The following is a 12,144-nucleotide window of genomic DNA, read 5'->3' as shown; positions in this document are numbered from 1 at the left end:
AGGCGCCGCGCACGACCCGACCACCCCCGGGAAGCCGCGCCAGTTCCCCGAGGGAGCCGAGGCCCGCCGGAGGCCTGCCGTTGATCTTCCGCAGCCCCTATACGCTGCCGCCACCCGCCGACGCACCCGGACACGTCGTAGCGAACTGCGACTCCCAGCGGACTTTCAACACCATGGCCGAAGGTCGTATCAAGCCTTTGACTTTCAACCACCGGCAAACCGCACCATCAACACAGGCCGCCAGACCGCCAGACCGCCAGACCGCCGACCGTCACCACACCAATGCCCTGATCCCCGACAGCTCAGCCCCCAGCGATCGCAAGCACCAGCGCCCGCATCGCCTCGATATCAGCGTTCGAGGCCAGCCCGGCGTGGTACAGCCGGATGCCGCTCGCACCGGCGTCCCGCATCGCCGCCGCCTGGCCTGCCAACCGCTCGGGATGCGCCCCCATGCCACGCACCCCGAGCAGGCCCGCGTGCACCGCCGCTGGGTGGCCGGTCGACAGCGTCACGTTCTCGGTGGTTCCGTCCCAGCAGTTCACGACCAGGCCGGTGGCGTCCTTCGCGAACGTCGCCGGGTCGACGCCGGTGAACGCGGTCGAGCGGTGCGGACGGGGGTTGGCGTGGAAGAGCACGGGGAAGTCGGCGCCGCGCTGCGTCCGCACTTCGCGGACCATCGCCTCCCGCAGCCGGTCGCCGACCCGCGTGCGCATCCGCAGCACCGCGGCCGCGAGGTCGGCGTCGGGCAGGCCGCCGACCAGCGGCTCGGATGCGGTGAAGCGGGTGTCCAGCCGCTCGCGCACCGCCGCTCGCAGAGCCCTGGCGTCGATCCCCGAGTCCTGATACTCCGAGTGGCAGGCGTCGCAGAAGCACAGCGACATCAGGTACAGCTCGTCGTCGGAGAACGGGATCCCGGCCACCTTGTCGTGCTCGTGCAGGTGGTCGAAGCCGTACCAGCCGGCCGCCTCGAACTCGACGCCGGCGACGTCCGTCCGCGCCGCGACGACGGCGGCCAGGCCGACCGCGTATTCGAGCACTCCTTCGTGCGACGGGCACAGCGCCCACGGGTACCGGTCGCCGTACGCGTTGACCACGTGCGGCGCGTCGAAGGCGTCGACGTGGTCCACCACGACCCACGCGTGCGTCGGCACCCCGGCCGCCGCCAGCGCGGCAGCGGTGGCACCGAACGCGTCCTCGGAGTCGATCCACGCCTGCGGCGGCGGGAGCACCTGTCGCCACGCCGTCCCGACCGGGAGGTACGCGGCGCTGTGCTCGGCGACCACCACCCGGTGCCGCGGATGCCGTGGCGTCACGGCCCGGGTCGCGTGGTAGAACGCGGCGACCACGGCGTGGTCCAGCCCGATCCCGGCGATCGTCTCGGCCGCCGCGTCGTCGCCGACGACGTCCCACGGATACACGTACGCTGCGACATCCAGCGAACCAGCCATCAGAACCTCGGCCTCTTCCCCGTCCAGTCCGGACGCACCCGGCGCATCCACCCGACGTCGTCCCGTCGCCGGAACCCGCACGTCAGATACTGCTCATGCAGCCGCGCGACCGCGTCGCGGTCCAGGTCCACGCCCAGGCCCGGTCCCGCCGGCACGGTCACCGCGCCGTCGACGAACCTCAGGCCGCCGCCGGCGACCACGTCCTCCGACTCCCACTTCCACGGCGTGTGCGTGTCCAGCGCGTACGTCAGATTCGGTGTCGCCGCGCCGAGGTGCACCATCGCCGCCAAGCTCACACCGAGATGCGTGTTCGAGTGCATGGAGAGCCCGAGCCCGAACGTCTGACAGATCCCCGCCAAAGCCTGCGTCGCCCGGAACCCGCCCCAGAAGTGATGGTCCGACAGGATCACCTGGACCGCGCCCAGCCGCACCGCCTCCGGGATCTCCTCGAACCCGGTCACGCACATGTTCGTGGCCAGCGGCAGCTCGGTGCGGGCCGCGACCTCGGCCATCCCGGGGATGCCGGGCGTCGGGTCCTCCAGGTACTCCAGCTCCCCCGCGAGCGCCTCGGCGACGCGGTGGCTGGTCGGCACCGTCCAGTTGGCGTTCGGGTCCAGCCGCACCGGCCGGTCCGGGAACTCCCGTCGCAGGGCCCTGACCGCCTCGATCTCCTCCTCGGGCGCGAAGACCCCGCCCTTGAGCTTCAGCGAGCCGAACCCGTAGCGGTCCACCATCCGGCGGGCCTGCTTCACGATCCCGTCCGGGTCGAGCGCCTCACCCCACGGGTCGGCCTCGTAGTCGCCGGGGTGCTCGGCCCACTTGTAGAAGAGGTAGGCGCTGAAGTCGACCCGCTCGCGCACCGCGCCGCCGAGCAGGTCCGCGACCCGCCGCCCGGTCGCGCGGCCCTGCGCGTCGTAGCAGGCCACTTCGAAGGCCGCGACCGCCTGGGCGACGGTCTTGTCGCCGCTGGCCGCGCCGATCAGCTCGGTCGGCGAGGAGGCCTCGACGCCGCCGACCGCGGCCGCGATCCGGCGGCTGAGCTCGTTCAGGTCGAAGACGTCGACCCCGGCCAGTCCGTCCGCCGCCCTCGCCAGGAGCGCGAGGGTCGCGTCGTCGCCGTAGGCCTCGTTGATCCCGGTGATCCCGGCGTCGGTGTGCACCTCGACGATCGAGCGCAGCGCGTACGGCTCGTGCACGCCGGAGGCGTTGAGCAGCGGCGGATCCTTCAACGCCACCGGCGTGATGGTGACGCCGGTGATCCGCAGGCCACTCATCGGCACATCCTTTCATTCACATATGTGAATTCAAACCATGGATATGAACGTTCTCACCGTGCGGAAAGCTAGTGCCGAGCACCCGACAGCGTCAAGAGAATGGCTCGCATGACGACACCCGTCCCGCCCCGCCTGATCGCCTGCGATCTGGACGGCACCCTGGTCCGCCACGACGGCACCGTCTCCCGGCGCACCGTCGCCGTGTTCGCCAAGCTGGAGGAGGCGGGGGTGCCCTTCGTCTTCGTCACCGGCCGCCCACCGCGCCTGATGGAGCAGATCGCCGTCGCGTTCGACCCCCGCGGCACCGCGTCTTGCCCCCGGGCCGTCTGCTCCAACGGCGCCTACGACTACGACCTGCGAGCCCGCGCCGTCGTCGCCGAGTACGCCATCGACCCGGCGACCCTGGTCAAGGTCGCGCAGGGCCTGCGCGCGGCGATCCCCGGCATCGGCCTGGCGGTGGAGTACGCCGACGCGCTCGCCGCCGACCCGCTGTATGAGCCCTGGGACTGGGACGAGGGCGTCACCGTCCAGCGCCCGGACGAGGACGAACTGTGGCTGCGGCCCGCGCCGAAGCTGGTCGGCCGCCATCCCCGTCTGTCCGCCGACGAGCTGCTCGCGCTCGCGGAGCCCGCCGTCAGCGACCTGGTGACCGTGTACCACTCCAACGGCCTGCGCCTGGTGGAGGCGGTGGCGCACGGCGTCAGCAAGGCCGAGGGGCTGGCCCGCCACGCCGCCGGGCTCGGAGTGACGGCCGAGCACGTGATGGCGTTCGGCGACATGCCCAACGACCTGTCGATGCTGCGCTGGGCCGGCCGCTCCTATGCGGTCGCCAACGCGCACCCGAGCGTGCTCGCCACGGCCGACGACGTGGTCGGGTCCAACGAGGAGGACGGCGTCGCGGTGTTCCTGGAGGAACTGCTCGGTCTGTGACCGTGCTGCTGTGACCATGCTGCTGTGACCGTGCTGCTGTGACCGTGCTGCTCTGACCATGCTGCGGCGGCGGTACCCGCTCCGGCGGCGTACTGCGTCCGCAGCAGCCGAAGTGTCTGCGTTCGCCAGACGATCCGGCCCCGTTTTCCCGGCACCGTGAGAGCGCAGGATCCATGCTCGAAACGAAGGCCGGGAGCCCCGATGTCCGTCATTGCCCGCTGGTGCCACCGGCACCGACTCGTCACCGTGCTCGCCTGGCTGGCGCTGGTGGTCGGCCTCGGGGCGCTGACCGGGTCGGCCGGCACCAAGTACGACGACACCATGTCGATCCCGGCCTCGGAGTCCAGCCAGGCCCTGGACCTGCTGAAGAGCGCCATGCCCGCGGCCTCCGGCGACGCCGACACCGTGGTCTGGCACACCACCGGCGGGGTGAAGGTCACCGACCCGGCCGTGCGGAAGACCATGACCGACACGCTGGACGCGATCGCCGCGTCGCCCGGCGTGGCCGGGGTGACGGGTCCCTACGGCGGCCCGCAGGGCGGCGCGGCGGGTCCGGCGAAGGTCCAGATCAACGGCGACCAGACCATCGCCTACGCGACCGTGACCTTCTCGCAGCGGGCCCACGACATCCCGAAGGACCAGGTCACCCACATCATCGACCTGGCGAAGGCGGCGCGCGGCGACCACCTGCGGGTCGAGCTCGGCGGGCAGGCCATTTCCCAGGCCGAGCGCACGATGGGCGGCTCGGCCGAACTGATCGGCGTCGTCGCGGCCCTGATCGTGCTCGGCCTGGTGTTCCGCTCGGTCGGCGCCGCGTCGCTGCCGATCGTCACCGGCATCGCCGGCGTGGCCTCCGGCGTGCTCGCCACCGGCCAGCTGTCCCGGCTGGTGGCGATCAGCTCCACCGCGCCGACCCTGGCCACGCTGGTCGGCCTGGGCGTCGGCATCGACTACGCGCTGTTCATCGTGAACCGGCATCGCCGCGGCCTGATGTCCGGGCTCTCGGTGGAGGAGTCGGTGACCAAGGCGCTGAACACCTCCGGCCGCGCGGTGATCTTCGCCGGCGGGACGGTCGTGATCGCGCTGCTGGGCATGTTCGCGCTCGGCCTGAGCTTCCTGAACGGCATGGCGATCGGCGCCGCGGTGACCGTGTCCATGACCGTGCTGGCCGCGATCACGCTGCTGCCGGCGCTGCTCGGCTTCCTGAAGCTCCGGGTGCTGAGCCGGAAGCAGCGGCGGGAACTGGCCGCGCGGCGGGCCGGCGTCGGCGCCGGCGCCGGCGCCGGCGTTTCGGAGCCGCACGCCTCGCGGCGGCGTTCGGCGCGCATCGGCGCCGACGGCCACCCGGAGACCGCCTTCACCCGCTGGGCCGGCGAGGTCGAGGCCCGGCCGCTGGGCAAGGCGGTGCTGGCGATCGGGGTCATGGTGCTGGTCGCCGTGCCGTTCTTCTCCATCCGGCTCGGCTCCTCCGACGCCGGCAACGACCCCGAGTCGACCACCACCCGTCAGGCCTACGATCTGCTGGCCGACGGCTTCGGCAAGGGGTTCAACGGGCCGCTGACCCTGGTCGCCGCTCTTGGTCAGCCGGTGCAGACCCCGGCGGCCGGCGACCAGCAGGCGCTGGACAAGCTGGTGGAGCAGATCAAGACCGTGCCCGGGGTGGCGGCCGTGAACTTCCACCCGATGCAGCCCGGCCAGACGCTCGGTGTGCTGCAGGTGGTGCCGACCACCTCACCGCAGGACCAGGGCACCACCGATCTGATCGACCGGCTACGGCACGACGTCATCCCGCCCGCCGAGGCCGGGACCACGCTGCACGTCATGGTCTCCGGCGACACCGCTGTCACCGACGACTTCAACGACACCCTGGTCGGCAAGCTGCCGCTGTTCGTGGCGATCATCGTGGGCCTGGGCTGCGTGCTGATGATGGTCGCCTTCCGCAGCGTGCTGGTGCCGCTGATCGGTGTGGCGATGAACCTGCTCACCATGGGCGCGGCGTTCGGGTCGCTGGTCGCGGTGTTCCAGTGGGGCTGGGGCTCGGAGGCGCTGGGGGCCGGCGGCGCCGGACCCGTGGAGTCGTTCGTCCCGGTGCTGGTGATCGGCATCCTGTTCGGCCTGTCGATGGACTACCAGGTGTTCCTGATCAGCCGGATGCACGAGGAGTGGTCGCACTCGGGGGACAACCGCCGCGCGGTGCGGGTCGGCCACGGCGAGACCGGGCAGGTGATCCTGGCCGCCGCGGTGATCATGACCTGCGTGTTCGGGGCGTTCCTGCTCAACGGCGAGCGGATGATCGCCGAGTTCGGCGTCGCGCTGGCGGTGGCCATCCTCCTGGACGTCCTGATGCTGCGGCTGGTGCTGGTGCCGGCGCTGATGCACCGGTTCGGGCGGGCCAACTGGTGGCTGCCGAAGTGGCTGGACCGGGTGCTGCCGCACCTGTCGGTCGAGGGCGGGCCGGAGCCGGTGCCGGGTGCCGCCGGTCACACCGGGACGGACGAGCCCGAACTGGCGTACGCGAATCACCCCATACAGTGAAGAGGTGACAGCAGTGGACCGGCTGAAGGAGTGGCTGCGATCCGGGACGGCGCGGCGTGACATCGTGACCACCGGGCTCTACCTGGTGCTCCTTTCGCCGGCCGTCTTCGTGGACGCGCTGCACAAGAACCTCAGCGCCTCGGTCGTGGCCGTGCTGCTGACCGTGGCGGCGGTGCCGCTGCTGATCCGGAGCCGGTGGCCCCTGGGCGCCGTCTTCGGCAGCGCGGCCGTCACGGTGCTGGCCATCGCCCTGACCGGCGTGCCGAGCGTCCCGCCGATCGCCTTCGCGATCTCGCTGTACTCCTTCGCCAAGCGCTCCGACCGGCGGACCACGGTCCGGGTCGGCGTGGCGGCGGCCGTGACGATCACCACCCTGGCGCTGGTCCTGCGGCCCGGCATGGACGCGCTCGGCGAGAACCTCGGCCTGATCGCCTGGATCGGGCTGGCGGTGGCGATCGGCGACGCCGCGCGCAGCCGGCGCGAACTGCTGGCCTCGGCCGTGGAGCGCGCCGAACGCGCCGAACGGACCAAGGAGCAGGAGGCGCGGCGGCGCGTCACCGAGGAGCGGATGCGGATCGCGCGGGAGCTGCACGACGTGGTGGCGCACCACATCACGCTGGTCAACGCGCAGGCCGGGGTCGCGCACCACCTGATGAAGACCGATCCGTCGCACGCCTATGAGGCGCTGGAGCGGATCCGCGACACGTCCCGCTCGGCCCTGGACGAGCTGCGGGCCACGGTCGGGCTGCTGCGCGCGAACGACGAGACCGCCGCGCCGCGCGAGCCCGCGCCCGGCCTGGGCGACCTGGAGACCCTGGTGGAGTCGTTCCGCCACGCCGGCCTGGACGTGGCCATGACGGGACCGGGCCTCCACGAGCCGATGATGCCGGCGCTGACCGAGCTGACGGCGTACCGGATCGTGCAGGAGGCGCTGACCAACACGCACAAGCACGCGGGCCGCTCCGCGGTGGCGCGGGTAGGGGTCGAGGTCGCGGCGGACGCCGTGCGCATCAGCGTGGTCGACGACGGCGGCCGGGGCGCGGCGCGCTCGGGCATCGGCACCGGCCACGGCATGATCGGGATGCAGGAGCGGGTGAAGGCCGTCGGCGGGACGTTCGCGGCCGGGCCACAGGCGGGAGGCGGGTTCCGGGTGGATGTGGAGTTGCCGGTGGGTGCCGCCGCGCGGTCGGGCGCGGACGGCGCCGCCGCCAAGGCCCCAGCCCCAGCCCCAGCTACAGCCAAATCCACAGCCACGACCACGACCACGGTCACCGCCGCCGTGGCCGCCGCCGCTCCCGCCCGGCCGGGCGGTGCCCGCGCCGAGGCGACCGGGATCGCCTCGTGACCGCCCCGCTCCGCATCGTCCTCGCGGACGACCAGGCGCTGCTGCGCGGCACGTTCCGGCTGCTGATCGACTCCACCCCGGACCTGGAGGTGGTCGGCGAGGCCGGCACCGGCCGCGAGGCGTTCGAGCTGGCCCGCGAGCTGCGTCCGGACCTGGTCCTGATGGACATCCGGATGCCGGTGCTCGACGGGCTGGAGGCGACCCGGCTGATCGCGGCCGAGCCCCGGCTCGGCGGCGTCAAGGTCCTGATCCTGACCACCTTCGAGGACGACGAGTACGTCGCCGAGGCCCTGCGCGCCGGCGCCGGCGGCTTCCTGGGCAAGGGCGTCGACCCCGAGGAGCTGCTGCGGGCGATCCGGACCGTCGCGGCCGGCGAGTCGCTGCTCTCCCCCGCCGCCACGCGGGCCCTGATCACCCGGTTCCTCGCCTCCCCGGCGGCCGCCGCGGTCGTCGAGGCCCCGCTGAAGGCGCTCACCGCCCGCGAACGGGAGGTCGTCACGCTGGTGGCCGCCGGGCTGTCCAACGAGGAGATCGCCGCCAAGCTGTTCGTCACACCGCTGACCGCCAAGACCCACGTCAACCGGGCCATGGCCAAGCTCGGCGCGCGGGACCGGGCGCAGGTCGTGGTGATCGCCTACGAGTCCGGGCTGGTGCGCCCGAACTCCCGGCGCTGAGTCACAGCGCGCCCCGGCGTTGCAGCGCCGTGAACGCGAACCAGCCCGGGATCACCGGCAGCCACCACGTCAGCAGCCGGAACACGATCACCGCGGTGGCCGCCGCCGCGGACGGGATCCCGGCGGTGGTCAGGCCCGCGGTCAGCGCCGCCTCGATGCCCCCGACGCCGCCGGGCGTCGGCACCAGCGAGCCCAGGGCCTTGGCCACCAGGTAGGCCACCCCCATCGCGGCCAGGCTCACGTCGCCGCCGTTCACCGCGTTCACCGACGCCCACAGGCACAGGCTGGCCGCCAGCGGCAGCGCGAACGCGCCGCCGAGCGCCTGCGCCAGCTTGTGCGGGGCCCGCGCGACCTGCAGCACCTCCGGCCAGACGTCGGTGACCAGCGGCCGCACCCGCGTCATGACCAGCGTGCGCAGCCGCGGGATCGCGGCGATCAGGACGCAGAGCACCGCCAGCCCCACGATCACGCCGGTGACCGTCGCCGAGGGCGTGATCGCCGTCAGGGCGCCGCCCTCCTTCTCGCGGCTCCCGGCGAAGGCACTGAACAGCAGCAGGAGCAGCACGTAGCAGGCGAACGCGATCACCTGCGACACGCCGACCGACGTCACCGCGCGCGCCACCGGGATCCCGGCGCGCTGCAGATAGCGGGTGTTGACGGCGAGGCCGCCGACCGCGCCGGGGGCGACCAGGCCGACGAAGGCGGCGGCCACCTGCACCTCGACGGAGGTCCGGAACACGAGGTGCTCCTTGACGCAGCCCACGAGGTTCAGCGCGGCGGCGACGTAGGTCGCGGCGGAGGACGCGACGGCGAGTCCGGCCCACGCCCAGGCCTGCCAGGTGTTCAGCCGCGGCACCTGGAAGCCGGTGAGCTGGGTGGCCAGCAGGTAGAAGGCGATGGCGCCGCCGACCACGCTGAGCACCGTGCGCGGCCGGACCCGCTCCAGGCTGATCGGCTGGACGTCGGCCTCGGGGTGCAGGGCGATGATGCGCTCGCGGATGGTGCCGACCACGTCCTGCTCGCGGTCGTGTTTCAGGGCCTTGGCGGTGTCCTCGGCGAACAGGATCGGCTGCATGAGCGGCAGCAGGGAGGCGACGGTGTCCGGTCCGAGCGCGGCGACGGCCTGGTCGGTGGCCCGGTCGGCGCCGACCCGCAGCGCCAGCGAGACCAGCAGCTCGGCGCCGTCGAGGCGGCAGAGCACGTCCTCGGCGGTGATCTCGCCGTAGGCGACGTCGGTGAGCCAGAGGTGGCCGTGCCCGTCGAGCAGCAGGTGGTCGAGGGTGAGGTCGCGGTGCGCGAGCTGCCGGGCGCGCAGCCGGCACCACAGGGCCCAGATCTCCCGGTGCAGCGCGTCGGTGAACGCGTCGGCCGGCAGGTCGGCGACCCGCGGGGCGTCGACGTGGTCGTAGGCGAGCAGCGCGGTGTCCTGGTCGACCTGCCGGGCCGAGCGCAGCGCCGGCGTCCGCACCCCGGCGGCGGCGACGGCCATCGCCATCAGCACCTCGCTCTCGACGGTGCGGCGCAGCGACAGGAAGCTGCGGCGCCGCGCCGGGCCGCGCAGCCGGATCCACTGCCACAGCCGCCCGGGCAGCTGGGCGGCGCGCTGTCCCTGGTCGAGGACGGAGAGGTCGAGGACGGCCCGACGGTTGTCCCCGGCGCACTCGGCGGTGACGCGGTAGCGACGGGTGCCCTCCGTACCGGGGTCGAGCACGCGCACCGACCCGGGATGCGTACGCAGCCCGTCGCGGCGCAGCTCGGCGACGACCTTCGCGATCCCGGGCCGGGTGTCGACGGCGCCCCGCGCGCAGAGCCACCCGATCGCGATGACCCGCCCGAGCAGCGCCGACAGCAGCACCCCGGTGACCGAGTCCTCGCCGAGGAGCACGACCGCCAGCCCGCCGACGGCGGCGGCGCTGAAGAACAGGTTCCGCAGCCAGCTCCGGCTGAAGCCCAGGATGCTGACCGCGGCGACACCGACCGCGAGGTGCACCTGCATGGGCGTCGGCCCGCCGAACCCCTGCGCCACCTCCGAACCGGCGTAATGCGAGGCCAGGAGGTTGACGCAGATCGCCGCGAGGTAGGACAGCGCCACCACCGCGACCGCGTCCACGACCTGCTCGGCCTCCCGGCGCACCAGCCGCTCCACGGCCAGGCCGGTCGGCACACCGATGACGGTGATGAAGGCGAGCACCTGCATGACGCTGAGCAGGAACCGCGGGATCGCCGCGGCCTGGTGGGCGATCTCCGGCCGTAGATTGCAGCCCGCCCGATAACCGACGATGCCGACGGCGACGAGCAGCAGTGCGAGCGCGACGCCGGCGACGAGACGGAGGCGGTCGGCGGGGAGGCGGACGCGGCGGTGGCGGGGGCCGGGGCCCTGGCCCGGGACGGAGCCGGAGCCGGAGCCGGAGCCGGGTGGCTGGGTGCCGGAGCCGGAGCCGGAAATTGGCGCGGCGGGAACCGTCGGCGGTTCGCCGGTGCTCGGCGGCGAGGAGGTGACCGGCGTCCAGTTGCAGGTGAGCACAGGCTCGTCGCTGGCGTGAGCGGCCTCATGCCCGGTGCTCGGCGGCAGGGCGGTGACCTGCTGTGGGCCGCCGGAGTCCGGAGGCTCTCGGCCGGCGCCGGTAGCTTGATCACCACTCCCCGGCGGCAGCGCGGTGACCGGCGCCCAGTCCCGAGGCCCGGACGGCTGCTCGCTGCTCACCTCTGGCTCACCTGGGCCGAGCGCCTGCGCCGCCGGACTCGCACCCCCAGCGACCACGCCCCCACCGCGCCGGCGGCCGTCCCGCCGGCCGCCACGCCCTTCAGCCGGTGCGGCATCCGGTCCGGCCTCAGCGTGCTGCGACCGGTCGCACAGGCGAGCGGCCCGGCGGCGGGGTCTTCGCGGACGCACACCATCGTCGCGAGCTGCGGGCGCCGGCCGCCGTGGGCCGCGGCCTGGTCCGTCACGAGGCGTGATCCGAGGCGGTGCGGGCGGCGGGCGGCGCCGGTCATGGTGATGCGCGTGGTGCCGTGCGCCGGGACCGCGAGCGTCCAGGTGAGGCGCCGGCCCTCCCGCCGCGCCGCCGGGAAGGCCGCCACGAAGGCCAGGTTCGGGGGCAGCTGCTGCGTGACCACGGCTTCCAGCATCGCGTGGCCCGTGCCGTTGTGCACTTCGATCGCGTAGGACACCCGCTGCCCCTCGTGCACCGCTGTGCCGCTCGCGTGCACGGCCACTGACACGCCGGCGGCGTCCGCGACCGCGACGGCCGACGGCACCGCCGCGAGCGCCACGCCCGCGACCAGTGCGGCGAGGCGGGCGCTTGCGAGGTTCCGTCTCGGCGCCCGGCAGAGAATGGGTTCATGTGGCATGACATGTTCGAGACCGGTATCTCCTACGGCGAGAAGACGCTGCGCACGATCATCGTCTACGCCGCGATCGTGGTCCTCCTGCGGCTGGCCGGGAAGCGGGAGCTGGCCCAGCTCAACACGCTGGACCTGGCCGTGGTGATGCTGTTGTCGAACGTCGTGCAGAACGCGATCATCGGCAACGACGATTCGCTGATCGGCGGGATCTACGGAGCCGCGGTGCTGATCGCCGTGAACGCGGTCTTCGTCCGGTTCCAGGCGTACCTGACCTATCGCACCCCGGACTTCGAGCACTGGCTGGAGGGCACGCCCAGCGTCCTTATCCGCGACGGGAAACTCCAGATCGAGACGCTGCGCCGGCTGGCGCTGCGCCCCGCGGACGTGATCGCGTCCTCGCGCAAGCAGGGCGCCGAGCACGTGCGGGACGTGCACGAGATGGTGCTGGCGCCCGGTGGCAGCATGCTGGTCGAACTGGAGCAGTCCGAGGAGTCCGCGAACCAGGGCGACGTCCAGGCCATCCGCGCCGACCTGGCCCGCATCCAGGAGCGGCTGGACCAGCTGCTGCTCCAGCGCCCGCGCGGCTGAGCCGG

General features: G+C 73.1%; 9 protein-coding genes. 5 read left to right on the top strand and 4 right to left on the bottom strand.

What is annotated here, in order from left to right; genetic code table 11:
• Positions 1-302 precede the first annotated feature (302 nt).
• Together ABD466_RS18500 and ABD466_RS18495 are read right to left on the bottom strand one after the other, a co-directional pair.
• Positions 303-1,448, bottom strand: coding sequence for a hypothetical protein (locus tag ABD466_RS18500; RefSeq protein ID WP_344658325.1), 1,146 nt, complete (start codon positions 1,446-1,448; stop codon positions 303-305).
• Complete coding sequence (locus tag ABD466_RS18495) at positions 1,448-2,722, bottom strand: glucarate dehydratase family protein (protein ID WP_344658324.1); 1,275 nt, start codon at positions 2,720-2,722, stop codon at positions 1,448-1,450. The genes ABD466_RS18500 and ABD466_RS18495 overlap by 1 nt, the downstream gene beginning before the upstream one ends.
• 108 nt (positions 2,723-2,830) lie before the next feature.
• Here ABD466_RS18495 and ABD466_RS18490 point away from each other — a divergent pair, with 108 nt between their 5' ends.
• From ABD466_RS18490 to ABD466_RS18475, 4 genes are all read left to right on the top strand, one after another.
• Positions 2,831-3,652 carry an HAD family hydrolase gene (locus ABD466_RS18490; protein WP_344658323.1) on the top strand — a complete coding sequence of 274 codons (822 nt, stop codon included), beginning with the start codon at positions 2,831-2,833 and terminating at the stop codon, positions 3,650-3,652.
• Between the two features lie 201 nt (positions 3,653-3,853).
• Complete coding sequence (locus tag ABD466_RS18485; RefSeq protein ID WP_344658322.1) at positions 3,854-6,187, top strand: MMPL family transporter; 2,334 nt, start codon at positions 3,854-3,856, stop codon at positions 6,185-6,187.
• Positions 6,188-6,191: 4 nt separating this feature from the next.
• Positions 6,192-7,532, top strand: a complete 1,341-nt coding sequence (locus tag ABD466_RS18480; protein ID WP_344658321.1) for a sensor histidine kinase — start codon at positions 6,192-6,194, stop codon at positions 7,530-7,532.
• Entirely contained in the window at positions 7,529-8,206 is a 678-nt protein-coding gene (locus ABD466_RS18475) for a response regulator (protein WP_344658320.1), read from the top strand. The genes ABD466_RS18480 and ABD466_RS18475 overlap by 4 nt, the downstream gene beginning before the upstream one ends.
• Before the next feature lies 1 nt (position 8,207).
• Here the strand turns inward: ABD466_RS18475 and ABD466_RS18470 are convergent, their stop codons facing one another.
• On the bottom strand, positions 8,208-10,910 hold the full coding sequence (locus tag ABD466_RS18470; RefSeq protein WP_344658319.1) for a lysylphosphatidylglycerol synthase transmembrane domain-containing protein: 2,703 nt from the start codon (positions 10,908-10,910) through the stop codon (positions 8,208-8,210).
• Entirely contained in the window at positions 10,907-11,557 is a 651-nt protein-coding gene (locus ABD466_RS18465; protein ID WP_344658318.1) for a hypothetical protein, read from the bottom strand. The genes ABD466_RS18470 and ABD466_RS18465 overlap by 4 nt, the downstream gene beginning before the upstream one ends.
• Between ABD466_RS18465 and ABD466_RS18460 the strand changes: the two genes are divergently transcribed.
• On the top strand, positions 11,549-12,139 hold the full coding sequence (locus tag ABD466_RS18460) for a DUF421 domain-containing protein (protein ID WP_344658317.1): 591 nt from the start codon (positions 11,549-11,551) through the stop codon (positions 12,137-12,139). The two genes, ABD466_RS18465 and ABD466_RS18460, sit on opposite strands and share 9 nt — an antisense overlap.
• Positions 12,140-12,144 lie beyond the last annotated feature (5 nt).

The sequence above is a fragment of the Catenulispora subtropica genome (assembly GCF_039531675.1).
In the GTDB taxonomy this organism is placed as follows: domain Bacteria; phylum Actinomycetota; class Actinomycetes; order Streptomycetales; family Catenulisporaceae; genus Catenulispora; species Catenulispora subtropica.
The sequence above is the reverse complement of the archived record's forward strand: the minus strand, read 5'-3'. Positions and strand labels throughout refer to the sequence as shown.